13 protein-coding genes are annotated in these 19,083 nt (G+C 49.4%); 8 read left to right on the plus strand and 5 right to left on the minus strand.

The genetic code is table 11. The annotated features are described in order from the left end of the window. Positions 1 to 25 precede the first annotated feature (25 nt). Both gloA2 and J3B89_RS21495 read left to right on the plus strand, forming a co-directional pair. Entirely contained in the window at positions 26 to 421 is a 396-nt protein-coding gene (gene gloA2, locus J3B89_RS12075) for an SMU1112c/YaeR family gloxylase I-like metalloprotein (RefSeq protein WP_215397821.1), read from the plus strand. Positions 422 to 598: 177 nt separating this feature from the next. Continuing rightward, entirely contained in the window at positions 599 to 2,647 is a 2,049-nt protein-coding gene (locus J3B89_RS21495; protein ID WP_215397823.1) for a tetratricopeptide repeat-containing diguanylate cyclase, read from the plus strand. Positions 2,648 to 2,662: 15 nt separating this feature from the next. Here J3B89_RS21495 and J3B89_RS12085 read toward each other — a convergent pair whose 3' ends face one another. The 3 genes from J3B89_RS12085 to J3B89_RS12095 all read right to left on the minus strand — a co-directional run bounded on the left by J3B89_RS12085 (position 2,663) and on the right by J3B89_RS12095 (position 7,186). After that, positions 2,663 to 3,382 carry a substrate-binding periplasmic protein gene (locus J3B89_RS12085; RefSeq protein ID WP_251372393.1) on the minus strand — a complete coding sequence of 240 codons (720 nt, stop codon included), beginning with the start codon at positions 3,380 to 3,382 and terminating at the stop codon, positions 2,663 to 2,665. Positions 3,383 to 3,496: 114 nt separating this feature from the next. Further along, positions 3,497 to 4,651 carry a chorismate mutase gene (locus J3B89_RS12090; protein ID WP_092795497.1) on the minus strand — a complete coding sequence of 385 codons (1,155 nt, stop codon included), beginning with the start codon at positions 4,649 to 4,651 and terminating at the stop codon, positions 3,497 to 3,499. A gap of 183 nt (positions 4,652 to 4,834) precedes the next feature. Further along, a complete protein-coding gene (locus J3B89_RS12095; RefSeq protein WP_215397824.1) occupies positions 4,835 to 7,186 on the minus strand; it encodes a penicillin acylase family protein in 2,352 nt (783 codons plus the stop codon). A gap of 55 nt (positions 7,187 to 7,241) precedes the next feature. Here J3B89_RS12095 and J3B89_RS12100 point away from each other — a divergent pair, with 55 nt between their 5' ends. Continuing rightward, positions 7,242 to 7,892: a cytochrome b/b6 domain-containing protein gene (locus tag J3B89_RS12100; RefSeq protein ID WP_215397826.1), complete on the plus strand. Its 651-nt coding sequence runs from the start codon at positions 7,242 to 7,244 to the stop codon at positions 7,890 to 7,892. Between the two features lie 17 nt (positions 7,893 to 7,909). On the opposite strand, the gene J3B89_RS12105 is transcribed toward J3B89_RS12100, so the two are convergent. Further along, complete coding sequence (locus tag J3B89_RS12105; protein WP_215397827.1) at positions 7,910 to 8,362, minus strand: c-type cytochrome; 453 nt, start codon at positions 8,360 to 8,362, stop codon at positions 7,910 to 7,912. Between the two features lie 110 nt (positions 8,363 to 8,472). Here J3B89_RS12105 and J3B89_RS12110 point away from each other — a divergent pair, with 110 nt between their 5' ends. The 4 genes from J3B89_RS12110 (at position 8,473) to J3B89_RS12125 (ending at position 17,621) form a co-directional block, all read left to right on the plus strand. Then, positions 8,473 to 11,424 (plus strand): bifunctional diguanylate cyclase/phosphodiesterase, encoded by a 2,952-nt coding sequence (locus tag J3B89_RS12110; protein WP_215397830.1) that lies wholly within the window; start codon positions 8,473 to 8,475, stop codon positions 11,422 to 11,424. A gap of 21 nt (positions 11,425 to 11,445) precedes the next feature. Next, on the plus strand, positions 11,446 to 14,559 hold the full coding sequence (locus J3B89_RS12115) for an amidohydrolase family protein (protein WP_215397832.1): 3,114 nt from the start codon (positions 11,446 to 11,448) through the stop codon (positions 14,557 to 14,559). Between the two features lie 11 nt (positions 14,560 to 14,570). After that, the gene (locus J3B89_RS12120) at positions 14,571 to 15,875 is read left to right on the plus strand and encodes an amidohydrolase family protein (RefSeq protein WP_215397834.1); all 1,305 of its coding nucleotides are present in this window, start codon (positions 14,571 to 14,573) and stop codon (positions 15,873 to 15,875) included. A 66-nt stretch (positions 15,876 to 15,941) separates the two neighbouring features. After that, positions 15,942 to 17,621, plus strand: a complete 1,680-nt coding sequence (locus J3B89_RS12125) for a M28 family metallopeptidase (RefSeq protein WP_215397835.1) — start codon at positions 15,942 to 15,944, stop codon at positions 17,619 to 17,621. Between the two features lie 167 nt (positions 17,622 to 17,788). Here the strand turns inward: J3B89_RS12125 and J3B89_RS12130 are convergent, their stop codons facing one another. Continuing rightward, the gene (locus tag J3B89_RS12130) at positions 17,789 to 18,187 is read right to left on the minus strand and encodes an SUI1 family translation initiation factor (protein WP_215397836.1); all 399 of its coding nucleotides are present in this window, start codon (positions 18,185 to 18,187) and stop codon (positions 17,789 to 17,791) included. Positions 18,188 to 18,349: 162 nt separating this feature from the next. Between J3B89_RS12130 and J3B89_RS12135 the strand changes: the two genes are divergently transcribed. Next, the gene (locus J3B89_RS12135) at positions 18,350 to 19,060 is read left to right on the plus strand and encodes a GAF domain-containing protein (protein WP_215397837.1); all 711 of its coding nucleotides are present in this window, start codon (positions 18,350 to 18,352) and stop codon (positions 19,058 to 19,060) included. The last annotated feature ends 23 nt before the right edge of the window (positions 19,061 to 19,083 follow it).

The raw sequence follows: 19,083 nt of genomic DNA on the forward strand, positions 1-19,083 counted from the left end.
GTAGCAGAGTATCAGGGCCTTTTTTATGCCACGACCAACGCTTAGCGCCATTCATCATGTGGCGATAATTTGCAGCGATTACCCCCGTTCAAAGCAGTTTTACACCGGGTTGCTGGGCTTAACTGTTATTGCCGAAAATTACCGCCGCGAGCGCGATTCCTGGAAGCTGGATTTAGCCCTGCCAAACGGTAACCAAATCGAGCTGTTCAGCTTTCCCAATCCGCCACCCAGGCCAAGTAAACCTGAAGCGCAAGGCCTGCGCCATCTGGCGTTTGTGGTAGATAGCGTTGCAGAGTTTGCCGATTACTTAACGCAAAACGGCGTAGCGGTAGAGCCAATCCGCATTGACGAATTTACCGGCAAAGCCTTTACCTTCTTTCAAGACCCAGACGGCCTGCCGCTGGAGTTGTATCAGCGCTGATTACATCAAGGTTAATAAAAATTTGAACATGAAAATGTATTGCTTATAAAAGCATTTTTAAAGGTTACTTTGTATAAAACAACTTTTCTGTACTTGCTCAATGGCTTATAAACTAAAGTTGTTATTGTCTGATACTTATCAGACAGCTTAGACAGGTTACTACGCAGGAATTTTAAAGTGAAAATTGTCAGCCCTGAACCATTCTCTCTTTCTCGTCGGGTAGTACATTTTTGCTGTATTTGCCTGCTGCTTAGTATTGGCTACAGCTATGCTGCGGAGCAGGAAACAGATGCTGCACTTGAGCAGCAGTTAGACAAGCTTATTGGTTTTGCCAACTACCCGGAAGATAAGGTTACACTTAGCAAAATTATTGCAGCGCTAAATGAATCTACCCCGGTTGAAAGCTATGCCAGAGCGAGAGGTTATCAGGTTTTGTCGTTGGCGCTTGGCGATAAGGATACTACTGCAGCACTGGCATTAGCTGACAGTTTTCTCAGTTTACCAAGAATACAATCCTCGCCGGCCGCTACTGCAGAGCTACTGGCAGTAAAAGCCGAGATTTACTTACAAAATAACAACGCAGATAAAAGTCTGGAGCTTATACCTGCTATTGAGCAACAGCTGGAAATGGTAAGCAGCAGCCGTACACGCTACTACACCCATAGTGTTATTGGTCAGGTATTGCAAAATAGCAGGCAGTTTGCTGCTGCATTGGAGCATTTTCTGCAAGCTCATGCTGCTATCAGCAATACTGATGATGTCAACACACAGCGGCGCAGACAATTTCTTAACCTGCAAATTGCCAGAGTTCAGTTATCGCTGCAAAATTTTAAAGCTGCGCTGGAGTTACTGGATAAAACCATTGAAGACTCTTTAAAGCATGACCTGCGACAGCGTCTGCCAGAGCTTTATCTGAACCGGGCTTATGCCGCGCGTGAACTGAATGGCCTGTCGCTTGAAATTATTGACGCTTTTCTGCAGGCGGCGCAGATTGGCAAAGAACAGGGAAATCAGCGGGTAGAGCTTGCCAGCTATAACAATGCCGGCGCAGCGTTATTGTTGTTGAAGCACTATGATAAAGCCGAGCAATATTTGCAGCGCGCCAGGGATATAGCCGTATCAACAAATAATATTACCGAAGGCACTGTTATTGATTTTAACCTGGGTTATATCAAGGTATTACGTGGTAACCATGATACCGGGCTCAATGAGATGCGAAGTGCTGCCGGAGTATTCAGCTCTTTTGCACCGGCAAGCCAGGTTGCCCAGATCCAGGGGCTGTTAGCTGATGCTTATGAAGTTGCCGGCCGCTATGAGCTGCAAGCACAGGCATTAAAGGAGCAAATTCGGCTGAAAGATGAATTTTTCCAATCTGAACGCGATAAAGTATTCAGTGAACTGCAAATTCGTTATCAGGCGGAAGAAAATGCCCTGCAAATTAAACTATTGGAGCAGCAAACCGAGTTGCAGCGCAAGGAACTGGACAACCGTACACTGACCCAACGATTGATCCTGCTCGCGGTATTACTGGTACTTTTAATAGCTGCCTTGTTATTTTTTGCCTATATCAGCAGCCGAAAAGTTAACCAGTTACTTAGTAAAAACAACGAAATGCTGCAACAGCAATCTTTGCATGACCCTCTGACAGGGCTATTGAACCGCCGCGCACTGCAGAACTATATGCCGGAAGATCGGCGCCAACTAACAGATAGCCACGCTATTTTTCTGCTTGATGTAGACCACTTTAAACATATTAATGATGTATCCGGCCACGGCGGCGGAGATGAAATATTGGTCACAGTCGCTAAAAAGCTCAAAGCGCTGTGCCGTGCGGATGATTTAGCTATCCGATGGGGCGGTGAAGAGTTTTTACTGGTGTTGCACCACAGCCAGGCCGAGGTTTTGCCGAAACTGGCAAAACGTATTTTGCATGATATCGGCGCCCAGCCACTGTATATCGACGGTAACCCTGTCAGAGTAACCATGAGTGGCGGTTATATCTGTTTGCCGGTTAAACACTTAGAGCAGCAAAGTCTGTACTGGGAAACAGCCTTGAAACTGGCTGATCACCTGCTGTATCAGGCCAAGACAAAAGGGCGTAATCAAATTATCGGTGTAGTATCTTTAAATATCGGTAATGAAATGCCACGGTTATCTGACCAACAACTGCTGCAACGCCTGGTATCAGGGCAATGTACTACGCTTACTATTAACGGCCCGGCTTAGCTGCACTACTCCGGCTTATTGCAACAAAGCCTGCCTGTTTTGCTGGTACACTGCAATGGCGCTATTTAACTGCGCCATAAAATCAGGTTCTTTTTCCAAAAAACGTTTACTGATATAAATGGCAAAGGGTAACTCCCGCATAGTTTTAAACTGATAGTCCTGCAACGGATAGTTATGCTCTCTAATTACGGTTAACGCGGTTTGCTCCGGTAGCATAATGGCATCTACCCGGCGATTATTTAACAAGCGGAACAGATCCCGAATATTGTTTGGCCCACCAGCTACGCGGTAGCCTTGCGCTTTTAACCAAAGATAAATATTGCTGTTAATTTGCGCCGATACAATAGCGCGGCTGGCAAAGTTACTGCTGTCGGGTGTCAATGTTTGCTCCTGCGTTAACCATACCCAGGTCCAGCGGGTAATACTTACCGGATCTGAGAATACTGCCATGCTATTGCGCTCGGCATTTTCTGAGGCTAAAAATAAACCGTCGATTACCTCATTCTGCAAATCCAGTACTGCGCGGCCATAATTGGGCACCAGCGAAATATGAAAATCACGCTGCAACTGCTGCATAATAAACACAAAAGCGTCATAGCCTTCGCCTTTATACTGGCCGTCTTCAACATAGGTATAGGGAGGGTAGTCAGGCATTGCCATACGCAATACGGCTTTGTCTGACGCGGCTGCGGTGAACCCGGCAATAAAACAACAAAAACACAGTAAATGCCGCATTAAATGCTAAACCTTATGCTTACTTATGACCGCTCAAGTCTAGTTTATTAACATAAGTTTGCGTAGTGCGGCAGGGGCCTGATCCTGAAACCTGAAGCCCCTGAACACATTTGATCAGCCGGCAGTAACCTGAGTTGGCTCAATATCCTCACTGGGGTAGCAACCTAATACCTTAATAAATTTAGTGATTTTATTTAACTCTTCTAAGGCGCGGGTCATGGCGTAGTCATTCAGGTTGGCAAATACGTCAACATAAAACATCTCTTCCCACGGGTTGCCATTAATAGGGCGGGATTCCAGTTTGCCCATACTGATACCATGTTGCTTTAACACCAGTAAGGCATCTACCAGAGCGCCGGGTTGCTGGCCGGTGTACATAATAAAGGTGGTTTTTGCCGGTATGGCTTTGGCTACGGTTACCGGTTTACGCGCTACGACAATAAAACGGCTGACATTGTCTTTCTGGTTAGCCAGATCCCGGGTAAGCACTTGCAAACCGTATAGCTGGCCGCCTTCTTCGCCACCAATAGCTACTACGGTTGGGTCTTGTTGCTGTTTAATGCGGTTAAAGGCGTCGGATGAGCTGTCGCAGTATTCAATTTTTACTTGCGATAACCCTTGCAGGTACTGGCTGCACTGGGCAATAACCTGCGGGTGGGCGCACACCTGGCGGATTTTACTTAAATCGGTGCCTGGTAAACCGAGCAGGCAGTGGGCGATAGGGTGGGTCAGCTCGCCAACAATAGATAACCGGGTATGCTGCAGCAAGTCGTACACCTCGTTAATGCTGCCCGATGAAGTGTTTTCAATCGGCAGCAAGGCATAATCGGCGTGGCCGGTTTCAACCGCTTGTACTATTTCGTTAAAGCTGTCGCAGCCTTGTTCAATAATACGCTCGGCGCGGCGGGTAAAATACTTTTGTGTTGCCCAGTAACTGTATGAACCCTGGCCACCTAAAAAAGCCACCCGCACTGCCGGGCTATTGGTGCCGTTTAGCTGGCCCTGAATTTTAGCCTGCTGTTGCAGCACAGAGTCTTCAATAATCACGTGGTACAGCCGGGTGACATATTGGGCATCCAGCGCCAATGGCTTACCTTGTTCAATTAGCGACAGCAGCAGCTCTTGCTCGCGCTTTTGGTCACGTATCGGTTTGTTTTGTGCCAGTTTGGCGTCGGCTACAGCCAGTGCCAGTTGCCGCCGTTTTGACAATAAAGCCAGCAGTTGTTTGTCGGTATCAGATATTGCGTGGCGTATTTCATCCAGTTCCATGTTAATTATCTCTTTGTTTAGTGCTGATAAAGTGGCAAAAAAAAACCTCCCGGCGTGGGAGGTTTCTGGTATTACTGCGCGCGCAGCTTACCGCCTCCCGTGTAAGGTGGTAAAGCGAAAAAAGCTGAGCGCGGTATTAAGTATTTTCATGGCGTCTAACATAGTCCGTCTGGATGGCTAAAGTCAACCCTGGGGTGTCAGCAGCAACTGATATTTTTTCTCACCGGGTAAAAAAGGTAAGGCTACTTCGTTTAGCCAATACTGGTGGTCGCCGCGGTAAAACGGCGAAAGCGGATGGCCAGACTGCCCGGCTGGTATGGTTAGAATGCCTTTATGCTCTTGCCCCGGCGCCACGACCATACGCTGCGACTGCCCAAAACCGGGCCGTTGTACTCTTGGCATATGGCTGTCGCCGTTAAGTGCTGTGGCGGGCATATTAAGCCAGCCGCCCAATAGTGGTATGGCGCCGGATAGCGGGTGGTTGATGCGGGCCTGATTAATATAGCCCCAGTTACTCTGGCTAAGGCTGCCGTTGTCCTGCTCCAGTTGTTGCTTGCTTTGCAGCACCGCAGTTAGCAATAACTCGTCCCAACTGCTGAAGTTTGCCGGTAGCGTATCGGTACGGCGTTGCTGCAACATGGCCCAGAGCGGTGTTTCCAGCGAGTACTTCAGATCCTGGCTGCGGGCACCATGCTGCTCCAGATAGGCTGACAGCGGAGCAAACTGCAGCTCAAGTAACTGCTGGCGAAACGCCCGTACCAGGCTGTAACCCACGGCATCAACGCTGGCGCTGTGTGAGCTGGTTAATACATGCTGGCGGTACGATTGTAACTGATGCTGCTGCACCGTGCCGGTGTCCAGCACGTCTAACAATAACTGCTGCCAGCGTTCCAGCATTAATGCACGGTTGTCCAGCTGAATTTTATGCAGTGCCTGTTCATCGGCACTGTGCAACTGGTTAAGGCCTTGTTGTATTTGCCAGCCTCTGGCGCCTAAGTCGTAGCCTCCGTTGCCAATTAACTGATAATCAACTGCGCCGATAACCCGAGAATTTGCTGTCCATAACCGCTGGCTGGCAGGGTTTAATAACTGTGGCTGGGCATCAGGCGGCATATAACCAAACCAGCCATACTCTGGATTGCTCCAGTCTTGTGCGGTATCCAGATCCGGCAGGTTGCGTTTGGGTATGCGGCCCATCAGGCTCCAGCCAATATTGCCTTTATTGTCGGCTACCAGCAGGTTCTGCGTGGGTATACCTACCTGTGGCGCCAGTTGCAGGGCATCTTGTGCGGTTGCTGAGGTTTCCAGTTGTAGCAGGTTAAAATTAACTGCCTCAATATCATAAGCAACCCAACGCAAAGCATAGGCAGGGCTGTCACCAAAGCGTACCAGCGGCCCCCACTGGGTTTGTGGCAGTTGTAAAGGCTGATCAGGCCCATTGGCAACTTTAATGGTGTCGTATACATACTCCAGTGCTTGCCAGCCATCCGGCGTTAAGTAACGTTTGCCATCATCTGACAGCTGCAGGGCCACCAAATCGTGCCAGTCGGCGGTGCTGTTGGTAAAGCCCCAGGCAATATTACCGTTAGAGCCTACCACAACAGCGGGTGTGCCAGGCAGCGTAAGGCCGCTAACGGTACGTAGCCTGGTGCCATCGCGCCAGTTTAGCTGAGCTTTATACCAGGTGCCGGGTACGCGGATGCTCAGGTGCATATCATCTGCCAGCATAGCGCTGCCGTGGCTGGTTAAACTGCCGGCTACAGCAAAGTTATTGCTGCCAATGTCGGTGGCATCTTTTACCGCACATTGGTTACAGGCCGTCTGGTTGTCAGTTAACTGCTGTGGGTAGGTTGAGGCGGGCATAGGTACAGCGTCAATCTGGCTGTTGTCTATCGCGGCCTGCCAAATATCAGAATGCTGCTGCAGAAAACGGTACCATTCATCCGGCACGGTTTGTTTTAACAGGGTCATTGCGTAGTCGTCGCGGCCTAATTTGCCTTGTAAATCCAGATACATGCTGTAAATAACTAAAAACGAATCTGTCTCTTGCCAGGGAGCCGGCGTTTGTTGCAGCACGGTGTATTCAAACGGGGGCATGCTAAGGGCAGCAAGGCCTTCATTAACACCGCGGCTGTAGTTGCCCAGCAACTGTTTTTCTTCTGCAGGCAGGGCCGCCAGCGCCTGTGCAGCCCGGCTGCGAAAGCGATGTTGGCGCAACGCCTGGTCTGCCTGTAGTGCGCGCTTGCCAAATAACTCTGCCAGTTCGCCTGCGGCATTACGGCGCAGAAGATCCATTTGAAAGAAGCGCTCCTGTGCATGGGCAAAGCCCAGCGCAAAGGCGGCGTCATTACGGTTTGCAGCATGAATGCTAAGATAGCCGAGCGCATCGCGCTCCAGCCGGGCTGTGTTACTGATACTGCTTGGCCGGGTGCCGTCATAGCTTGGTAAACTCAGGTATAGCACGGTATAGATTGCAGCAGCAGTGACGGCCAGCAATAAGGTTAGTATGGCAAGGATCCATTTCCACCAATTCATCTTTTTGTGTCTCTGGTATAAAATCAAAAACTTAGCATAACGGAGACTACGCACAATGTCACAAAAAGTAAAAGTCTGGGATTTTGCCGTGCGGTTTTTCCACTGGAGCCAGGTACTGTTACTGGCGGGGCTGTGGTATACCGGTGAAGAAGGGTTAATGGCGCAACATCAGTTATTGGCCTACACACTGCTGGCCTTGGTAGTGTCACGGCTGGTTTGGGGCTTTATGGGCAGTAAAACAGCGCGTTTTAGTCAGTTTGCTGCTACTCCTGCGGTGGCTGTGCGTTACCTGCGCAAGCCTTATGCGGTTAACGGCCATAATCCGGCGTCTTTTTATATGATAGCGCTGCTGATTGTATTGATGCTGGTACAATTACTTACCGGGCTGGCTACCTTTGATAACAGTTATATGAGTGACGGCCCGCTGGTAAGTTTGTTACCGGCAAGCTGGGTTGATATGGCTTCGGATATTCATAAAATCAATATAAATATTCTGCTGGCGGCAGTTGCTGTGCATATTATTGCGGCTGTCTGGCACAGTGTGCGGGTACATAATGTGCTGTGGGTTATGGTAAGCGGCAAAGATCATGCAACAAGCAGCTATACCGGCGGTGTAAAACACAGTGCGGTTTACTTTATTCTGTTTGGGCTGTTATTAGTAGCCTTGTATTTCTGGCAGGGGCATAAATTGCTGGCGCTGCTGTAAGCAGCGCCAGGCTGCTATTAGTTTTTGTATTCGTCGTGGCAGGCTTTACAGTTGCGGGCAAAGCTGCCAAAAGCTTTACGCACCTCGGCCTGGTCCATGCTGTCAGCTGCTGTTTTTAATGCCAGCGCATCAGTTGCCAGCTTTTCGCCCCGGCTTTGAAAATCACTGAGGTTTTTCCATACCGCAGCCTTGGCATCGCCGCCGCCTTTCTCGGCACCCGGCACAGTAAAGGCTTCCCATGGCAGGGTTGTCAGTGTAGCCAGTGCTGTAGCACGCTTGTTGACACGCTCTGCATCGTAACTGGCGTCGCCTTTTAGCATATCTGCAATATCGGCCATATTATGGCGGATCAGCTGGAATGCGGATTGGCGGTATTTCACGCTATCTTTGGCTTCAGTAAAGGCGCTGCCGGCATAAGCAGAGGCAGATAGCAGGGATACTAAAACGACAGTTAACAGGGGTTTTTTCATTGTTTCATTCTCTTTTGATGAATTAACATGCAATAATGACTTACATTATGTCGCTATAAAAAGCGATATCTTGCCAATAATCAATAGTTTTTTCAAAATCAGGCAGAGTAGTGAAGGACGTAAACTTTATTAAACCAACAGGAATGGACTCGCTGGGGCGCAAATTTGCGCTGGTGGTATTTCTTGCCATCGTTACTGCCGGTTTCGCTATAGGCTATGCAGTTATTTTGTTGCAGGAAGCTAATGAATTTGAGCAACAGCAGGCTGCTCTTAAACACAGCGCAACAAACCATGCTTTGCAGCTGAACAAAAATTTTCTGCAAAAAGAGCAAAAAGCTATTGCTGCTAATCAGGTGATAAGCCGCAGCCTTAGTCAGGCGTCGCTTTCAGGTGCAGCTACTATGCAAGCCGCTGCCGACGGCAGTATCCGCGTGCAGGATGATTACTCTGGGGCTTTTGTCGCCGGGCAAAACTACAATGCCCGTGTTGCCGCGTTGTTTGATAAAACCGGCTTGTTGTGGCAGCAGCTTTCGCCATTGATGCTGCAGGAATTTTACAACTTCTATTTTATTTCCAAAGAGCACTTTATCCGTATCTCTCCGGCTGACTGGGCGTTGCAGGTAAGCAGCCAGCACGATTTTAACCGGGATCTGTTTTACAGCATTGCCACACCAGAGCAAAACCCGGCACGCCAGCCGCGCTGGACACCGCTTTATTACGACAATATCTGGAAAAAATGGATGACCAGCCTGATCATTCCGGTTTATGTCAATGATGAGTTTATCGGTATTACCGGTACAGATTTTATTTTGCAGGATATACTGGCCATGTTGCCGCGTCAGGAAGGCCGTCATAGTATGATTTTTGATAGCCAGGGCCAGATTATCAGCTCAACCCGGCAGTTTTTGCGTACAGATCCACCAATGAATACCCCTCTGCAGGCAGATAAAACCAGTGCCGACAGTCTTAGCCAGTACGCGCGCCAGTATGCGGCCAACCCGCGGCAAGTTATGCAGGCTCAGGCTCTGGCGCCGGAAAAGCTTATCGCGACAGATGTGATAGAGCGCGCCGACTGGTATTTAAGCGTTTATGTTGATAAAGCCGATATTTCTACTGCTTTTAGTTCAGTGCGTTCCCGCCTGGTGTTGATATTTACCGCTGTAGCACTGCTGGTGGCATTGTTTTTACAGCTGGTTATTTACCATTTTATATTAAAGCGGATAAATCGCTTGTCCGGGGCTATCAGCCGTTTATCCCGTGGCGATCTGGAGCAGGTGCAACTGGATACCCAAAACGATGAAATAGGTTTGCTTAACCAGGCATTTGGCCGTATGTCTGATGAAATTTCTACCTTAGTTAGCGGTTTGAATGCCCGTATTGAAGAAAAAGAACAGGCAGAGCGCTCAGCCAGAAAATTGAGTAAAGCGGTGTCTTTTTCCAGCTCAGGTATAGTGCTAACGGATCAGTTGCTGCGTATTGAATATGCTAACCCGTTTTTAACCGAGATGATTGGCATCACCGCAGAGCAAATACAGTTACAGCCGCTTAGCACCTTATTTGCCGAAGAAATGCACCATGTGGCAGAGGAAATTCAGCATACGCTGGTTGAGCGCCAACATTGGCGCGGCGACATGTTGTTGCAACATGCAGAACGTCAGTTATGGGTGTCGCTGGCAATAGCGCCTATCCGCGATGAAAAAGGCGGTATCAGTAACTATGTTTGCGCCATGCAGGACATTTCGTTTATTAAACAAAGCCAGAAAAAGATGGAGCAACTGGCATACTACGACATGCTGACCGGGCTGGCTAACCGTAGTTATTTCCGCGACCAGTTGCGTAAAGCCATTGCTATGTCACACCGGGGTTACTACAGCTTTGCGCTGTTATATTTTGATTTGGATGAATTTAAACGTATTAATGACACTCTGGGCCATGATGCCGGTGACGAATTATTAAAAGAAGTGGCCAAGCGGCTGATCAGCCGTTTGCGCGAAGAAGACACTATTGCCCGGCTGGGCGGTGATGAATTTGCCGTTATTTTAAGCGGTATTGCCGACCGGGGCCAGGCGTCCGGCATTGCGGCTAATTTACAACAGGCTTTTGCTGCGCCGGTAAAACTGGGCAACCATGAAGTGTCTATCAGTGCCAGTATAGGTATTACCGTAGCGCCGGAAGATGCTTCAGAAGAAGAGTTGCTGCTCAAACATGCAGACTTAGCCATGTACGAAGCTAAAGCCCGTGGTAAAAATACCTTTCATTTTTTCAGCCATGACTTAAACGAAGCGGCCAATGAACGGCTGCTCATTGAAAACCAACTGCGTGAAGCCATCCGTGAGCACCAATTTTTGCTGTATTACCAGCCAAAAATTGATATTCGCGATAACAGCATTGTGGGCTATGAAACCTTATTGCGCTGGTTACGGCCGGACAATACCCTGGTGCCGCCTCTGCGATTCATTGCTGTGGCCGAAAGTACCGGGCTGATTGTGCAGATTGGCGAGTGGATTATATGGGAAGCCTGCCGGTTTTTATCACGCCAGCATAGCCGTGGCCATAATGTTACCTTGTCGGTTAATTTGTCTGTACGGCAGTTTAAAGACGACAACCTGCCGGAAATTGTTGAGCGGATTTTACTGCGTACCGGTGCCAACCCGGGGTTTTTAATCTTTGAAATTACTGAAAGTATGCTGATGGGTGACACCGATGCGGCTATTAACCAGTTAAATCAGTTAAAGCGGCTCGGGGTGTCTTTATCTATCGATGACTTTGGTACAGGCTATTCTTCGCTTAGTTATTTAAAGCGTTTTCCGGTAGACGAGCTGAAAATAGATCGCTCGTTCGTCAAAGATATTCCAGATGATCGTAACGATATGGATATTGTTGCTGCGATTATCGCTATGGCGCAAAAGATGAATCTTCGCGTGGTAGCAGAAGGGGTGGAAACTGCCGAACAAGTTGAATTTCTAAGAAAAAATGCTTGCTACCAGGTTCAGGGCTATTACTTCAGTATGCCACTGGCTGAGCAGGAGCTTAGCCGCCTGAACTACGTTGTTAACAGTTAACCCTTAATTCAGGAACATGTTATGACTTCAGAGCGTTTGTCGCTGTTAAGCGCCGCGCTGCTAACGGTATTTGCCGCCAGTAGCCACGCCGACCAGACCAGCCCCTTGCAAGGTATCCAGGATAAAACTCCCAATTTAATCGCCCTGACCGGTGCCACGGTATACACCGAACCCGGTAAAAAACTGGAAAAAGCCACTGTATTAATAGCCGATGGCCGTATCAGTGCGGTAGGCACCAGCGTTAAGGTACCCGCTGGTTATCAGCAAATTGATGCCAGCCGCTATACACTGTATCCGGGCTTTATCGACCCTTATACCCAATATGGTATTGAAGCGGCCAAGCCAGCCAAGCCAGGCAGCTACCGGGATGCGCCGGTGTATAAAAATGAGCGCAAAGGCGGCAATGCCAGTAATGACGCCATCCATGCCCAGCAGCGTTGGGTAAGTGAATTTAAACCTGATGCCAAAGCTGCAGAAGCTTTACGCAAGCTTGGTTTTACTGCAGCGCAGTCTGCCCGCTTTGATGGTATCTTTCGTGGCCAGGCTTTTGTCAGCTCTTTAGGCGAAGGCTTGCCCAATCAGTTGGTGTTAAAAGCCGATGGTCCGCAATTTATGGCCTTTAGCAAAGGTACATCAAAGCAAAGTTATCCGTCATCGCTGATGGGTAGTATAGCGCTTATCCGTCAGACATTAAGTGATGCCAACTGGTACAGCCAGGCTTATGGTAAAACCGATGTGCGTTATTTTAACCAGCCGGTTGAATTTAATGTTGCACTGCAAAGCCTGGCCAATATTAACCAGCAGGGCGCAGTGTTTGAAACTGGTGATGACAGATCGTTGCTGCGTGCCCACCTGTTGTTAAACGAGTTTAAGCTGAACAACGCTGCTATGGTTGGCTCTGGTTTTGAATATGTGCGGCTGGATGAAATTAAAGCCAGCGGGCGCAGCCTTATTTTGCCGCTTAACTTTCCCGCAGCACCTGCAGTAGAGCAGGTGGCTGATCAACTGGATGTGAACCTGGCTGATTTACGCCACTGGGAGCGGGCTCCGGCTAATGCTGCGGCACTGGCGCAGGCAGGCGTGCCTTTTGCGTTAACTACCTACAAGTTAAAAGATACCAAGGATTTCTGGCCTAATTTACGCAAAGCCGTGCAGTATGGTTTATCTGCCGACACCGCTTTGGCGGCATTAACTACTGTACCGGCGCGTTTGAGTGGTGTTGCCGACAAGCTGGGTAAAATTGCCCCCGGCTATCAGGCCGACTTAGTGCTGGCCAGCGGCGATTTATTTGCCGATGGCGAAATTGTAGCTACCTGGGTGCGTGGCCAGCAGCACAGTATTAAAGCCATTACTCCGGTAGACTTTGCCGGTGATTACCAGCTGTCTGTTGCGGGCAAGGCTGTTAAGGTTAGCTTAACCGGCCCGGCAGATAAACTCAGTGGTTCTGCGGTGTTACAGGCTGGCGGCGCTGAAGCAAAAAGCGTTAAGTTAGAACATATTCACAGCCAACAGCAACTGCTGCAGTTTAACCTGAACCTGGCTGAGCTTACCGGCGATAAGCAGATAGCGCAGTTTAGCGGCCAGTTAACCGATAACCGCCTGACGGGTAAATGGCAGCTGGGCAGCAACACCGAGTTGGTTACGGCACAGCGTCAGACACTGGCAGAAAGCCCGGCAAAAGCGGCAGCCAGCAAGCCTGACACTGTGATGCTGTCTAAGTTAACGTTTCCCAACCGGGCATATGGCTTGCCGGCCTTAGCTAAGCAGCAAAATGTGCATATTAAAAATGTTACGGTTTGGACGGCAGAGAAAGAGGGTATTCTTGAAAACACCGACGTAATAGTGCGCGACGGTAAGTTTGATAAAATTGGTAAAAACCTTGCCACACCGCGTGGTTTTGATGTTATCGACGGCACTGGCATGCACCTTACCCCCGGTATTATTGATGAGCACTCACATGTGGCTATTGAAGCCGGTGTAAACGAAGGTACCGATGCGGTAACTTCGGAGGTGCGTATTGCTGATGTAATAAACCCGGAGGATATTAACCTTTACCGTGGTTTAGCCGGTGGCACCACTACCGCGCAACTGCTGCATGGCAGTGCCAACCCTATTGGTGGCCAGGCGCAGGTTATTCAGTTCCGTTGGGGCGAAAATGCCGAGGGGCTGAAAATGAAAGCTGCACCTCCAAGCATTAAGTTTGCCCTGGGTGAAAACGTTAAACAATCTAACTGGGGCGATGCGTTTACCGAGCGCTATCCGCAAACCCGTGTTGGTGTTGAAACCGCCATTCGTGATGCTTTTGTTGCCGCCAAAGAGTACAAAGCCAAACTGGCCGCTTACGACAAACTGTCTAAACGCCAGCGCGAGCAGGTAGCACCGCCACGTATTGATTACCGCTTAGAAGCCCTGGTAGAAATTCTGGATAAGCAGCGCTTTATTCATACCCACTCTTATGTAGCATCTGAAATTCTGATGCTGATTGAGCTGGCCGATGAAATGGGCTTTAACATCACTACCTTTACCCACATTCTGGAAGGTTATAAAACTGCCAAAGAAATGCAGGCCCACGGTGCCAGCGCTTCTACCTTTGCCGACTGGTGGGCGTATAAAATGGAAGTGCAGGATGCTATTCCAACCAACGCCTGCTTAATGGCCGAGCAAGGGGTAAATGTCAGCATTAACTCGGACGACGCCGGTTTACAGCGCCGCCTGAACCAGGAAGCGGCTAAGTCGGTGATGTACTGCGGTATGGACGAGCACGAAGCGCTGAAAATGGTCACTATTAATCCGGCGATGCAGCTGAAAATAGACAAGGTTACCGGTTCAGTTAAAGCCGGTAAGCAGGCCGATTTTGTGCTGTGGAACACCCATCCGCTATCGGTATACAGCCAGGCACAACAAACCTGGATTGAAGGCACCAAGTACTTCGATATCAACACAGACAAACAACTGCAACAGCAACTGGAGGCTGAAAAAACAGCATTGATCCAAAAAGTGCTGAATGCCGGCGACAGCGCTAAAGCAGGCAGTAAAGATGCTTACAAGCAGGATGAACCGGAATGGCACTGTGAAGATCAGGGCGACTGGTGGAACATCGGCAGTTATATTCACAGCCACGGCCATAAACACTAAGGAGCAGCAGCATGAAACTTTCTAAAACCTGTTTAAGCCTGTTTGTTGCCTTAGCTGGCAGCCTGAGCAGCGCACAAATGCTGGCACACGATATGGTGCCGGGCAAAGCCGCCGAAGGCCCGTTACTGTTAACCGGCCTGACAATTCATACCGTAACCGACGGTATAAAGGCCGACAGTGATGTGTTAATTGTGGACGGTAAAATTGCGGCCGTTGGCCAAAACCTGACTGCGCCACAAGGTGCAACAGTGCTGGCGCTGGACGGTAAGCACCTGTATCCGGGCCTGATAGCTCTGGCTAATCAGCTGGGCTTAATTGAAATAGAGGCTGTGCGCTCTACCGACGATTCGCGTGAAGTAACCCAGACTAACCCGGATATTAAAGCTAAAGTGGGCTACAACGCCGATTCAGAGGTTATTCCTACCATTCGCAGCAACGGTTTTGCCTACAGCATGATTTACCCAGACGGCAGTATGCTGATGGGGCAATCCAGCCTGATGCAGTTAGATGCCTGGAATTACCAGGACGCCTTAGTGGCTGACGGCACCGGCCTGCATGTGCGCTGGCCTAATGCCAGCACGCTGGGTTCACGCTGGAACCCAAAGCCGGCCGACGAAGTGCGTAAAGCTAATGCTGAACAACTGGCGAAACTGCAGCAGTATTTTCAGGCTGCAAAAGCTTATTATGATGCTGAGCAGGCCGGGCTAAATAGAGGTGTAGACTCGCGCTGGCATGAAATGCTGGCCGTGTTTAACGGTGAACGGCCACTATTTGTGCATGCCGATGACGAGCGACAAATTCGCCAGGCCATGTTGCTGGCCAAAGAGTACAACCTTAAGCTGACTATTGTTGGCGGCCGTGACAGCTGGCGCCTGGCTGATGAGCTGGCAGCTGCCAAAGTGGCGGTTATTTACACTGCACCTTACGGTTTACCCAGCCGTGCTGATGAAAACTACAGCCAGGCTTTTACCGTGCCGAAAACTTTGCAGGATGCCGGTGTTAACTACGCGCTGTCATTGGATGGTTACTGGGATACCCGCAATCTGGTATTTGCCGCCGGCCAGGCCATAAGCTTTGGTTTAACACCGGAGCAGGCGTTACGTTCTGTTACTATTAATGCCGCGCAAATTGCCGGTGTTGCCGATAAAATTGGCAGCATTGAAGTGGGCAAGGCAGCCAGCCTGGTGGTATCTGAAGGTGATATTTTCGACTATCTTAGCCACAAGGTTACCCACCTGTGGATTGACGGCCGGGAAGTTGACTTAAACAACCGCCATAAGCAGTTACATAACAAATACAAGCAACGGATAAACTAAGCTGAGTCTGTTGCCGTAAAGTCAGTGCCAGCTCATGCTGGCACTGTTGTTTTTAAGGAAAACTCTATGATAAACAAATTTATACCTGCTGCCTTGCTATTGGCAGTAGTAGCCGGTTGCGCTGCAACGCAGTCGTCAGTGTCAGCACCTGCCGGTGCGGCGAATGCTAAAGCCATTGAAGCCCATATGCAGTTTTTGGCCGCAGATCAGCTGGCCGGGCGTGAAACCGGCAGCAAAGAGCATGAAATTGCCTCTTTGTATATTGCCACGCAATTACAGGCTTTGGGCCTGGAGCCTGCCGGTGACAATGGCAGCTATTACCAGCGTGTGCCGCTGCGCCAGGCGCGGTTAGCACAGGAAAGCGCAAAATTTACCCTGCATACCGATGGCAAAGATACCCAGCTTAGTTACCCCAAAGCTTTTTTTACCGGCCCGAGTTTGCAGTACACCCAAACCGATATTACCGCACCTTTGGTATTTGCCGGTTATGGCATGGTATCGGAAGAATTTGGTTTAAATGACTACGCTAATCTGGATGTAAAAGGCAAGATAGTCGTGCTGCTGACTGGCCGGCCGGACAGCCTGCCAAGCGAAGAAGCCGCACACTTAAGCAGCCAGAAAACCCGTTTAGCGGCAGAGCGTGGCGCTGTAGGTATTATTACCGTGCATACCCCGGTACAGGAAAAAGTGCGGCCATATGCCAGCAGCTTACTGTATTTAAACACGCCAGGCATGGAGTGGTTACAAGATGATGGCACACCGGCTGACAGCTTCCCGGACTTAAAAGGCGGAGCCTACGTACACCATGAAGCTGCGGCAGCATTGTTTGCCAAAGCGCCGCAATCACTGGCTGATATTTTTACGCAACTGGACAATAAGCAAAACCCGGTGGGGTTTGAGCTCGGTGTATCGGCTACCTTAAGCCGTAGCAGCAGCCATGAAGATATTTCCAGCCCTAACGTTATTGCCGTATTACCAGGGGCCGATCCGGTACTAAAAGACGAGTACGTGGTAATAACGGCACACTCTGATCATATTGGCTACAGCAACGACTTACGTAACGAGGATAAAATTAACAATGGCGCCATGGACAATGCTGCGGGTGTGTCTATTTTATTGGAAACCGCGCGTTTATTTGCTCAGTTACCGGTAAAACCAAAGCGGTCAATTTTGTTTGTGGTGGTAACCGGTGAAGAAAAAGGCCTGCTCGGCGCCGATTACTTCGCGCACTTTCCCATCCGGCCAATAGATAAATTGGTGGCTAACGTTAACCTGGATATGCCGGTGTTGTTGTATCCGTTTGCCGATATGATAGCCTTTGGTGCAAACCATTCGTCGCTGGGTAAAGTGGTAGAAAACGCCGCAGCGAAAGAAGGCATAGCGCTAAGTGCAGATCCTATGCCGGAGCAGGCTATTTTTACCCGCTCAGATCACTATACACTGGTGAAAAAAGGCGTACCGGCGGTGTTCTTAATGACCGGTTTTAAATCGCAGGATCCCAAGCAGGACGGCGGTAAAATCTGGGCCAGTTTTTTTGCCAAACACTATCATAAGCCATCAGATGATATTCCAAGCCTGATTAAAGATTACGGAGCAATCCGCTATGACGCTGGTGCGGTGTTTGCCAATATTAACTTTAATATTGCGCTGGATATTGCCAACACCACCCAGCGACCTTACTGGTTAAAAGACAGCTTTTTTAACGGCGCCGTTGGCCAGTCGTATAATCGTGAAGCGGTGAAGTAAGGCAGCACAACGTTTTGTGCTCCGGACTCGAACCGGTTTGCTCACGCTAACGCGCCGTAAACCCGTCCGTGGGGGCTCGACTCAGGCATCCATGCCTTCAACGGTTAGCTTAGAGCAAGCCGGTTCTCTTCTCGCTGAGAGATAATGAACCGGCACTTTTGCGTCTATCAACCACCGGCCCATTTAGTTTTAAAACCCTCGGCCTGTAATAACTGCTCTACCAGTTCGCGCTTATCGCCCTGAATTTCAATCACACCATCTTTTACCGCGCCACCACAGGCACATTTCTTTTTCAGTTTCGCTGCCAGCAACACCAGTTCGTCATGCGGTTTGGCAATACCACTAATAGTCAGCACTGCTTTGCCACCACGGCCTTTGGTTTCGCGCCTTATGCGCACTGCGCCATCGGCAAAAGCTTCTGCCACCGGTTTGGCGGCGCTCTTAGCGTTTATTTTGCCGCTGTCGGTGCTGTACACCAGATTCGGATCGTCTTTCACTGCAGCAGTTGCACCTGCCGGGTTCATTTTGGCCTGCCAGTCGGCCAGAGAAATTTTATTGCCTGCCATAAGAGGGTTCGCTTACTTTGCTTCGCTTACTTTACAGAGCTGTCAGCTTAAACATCCACGGATGTGGCGGCAACAAATTCCTGAACTTGTTACCGCCTGGCTTGGTTTTTTAGCCGCTTCTGGTAGAATGCTTATCAATTTTTAGAAATCTGGATGGCTATAATGTTGCGAGATGCAGTCTCTGTGCCCGACTATGTTGAACGCGCCGGTATAAAGGCGTATCTGGGTGATACTTCACTGGCGGCTTTTACTGAAAAAGTACAACAGCGCCAGACGGAACTGCAGGCTTTTTTAACCTCAGCCGCCGCGCCAGCGGTGCAATGGCAGTACAAAGTGCCGGAGCTTGGTGAAGGCGGAGCTTGCTCACTGTTTGGGCAACTGGCCGACGAGCCTTATGATTTAACGGCAATTCTGGGCGGGCAAAATGCGGCTAATCAGCATGCAGTTGCCCAGCTAAGCCTTATTACCGCGTTTTACCGCGAACATTCTGCACTGGACTGGTTTGGTATTTATCAGGCCCGTACCAACCTTAGCGGTGAGCCGGTGCTGGTAAAACTGGCTTATTATGGTGCGCCATCGCGTGCTGAATTTCCGTTAAACAGCGAATTTGCCAAAATCAGTAATAACAGCACGGTAGGTTTAAGCGGTAAAGCCAAAGTGATTAATGATGTGGCGGCTTACCTGGGCAAAGGCGGGGAATATTACACCTGCGATCCTAAAGTGCAGGCTGAAGCCTGTTTGCCTCTGTTTGACCAATCAGGCAAAATAGCCGGCATTATCGATGCCGAAGATTTTAATAAAAACGTATTTACGGCAGATGCTCTGGCGTTGTTGGTAGCGGTATGTTTAACCGTACCGGCGTATTTACCCTAACCGTAGCTTTTTTCATGCAACTT

It is taken from the genome of Rheinheimera oceanensis, from assembly GCF_018831085.1.
In the GTDB taxonomy this organism is placed as follows: domain Bacteria; phylum Pseudomonadota; class Gammaproteobacteria; order Enterobacterales; family Alteromonadaceae; genus Alishewanella; species Alishewanella oceanensis.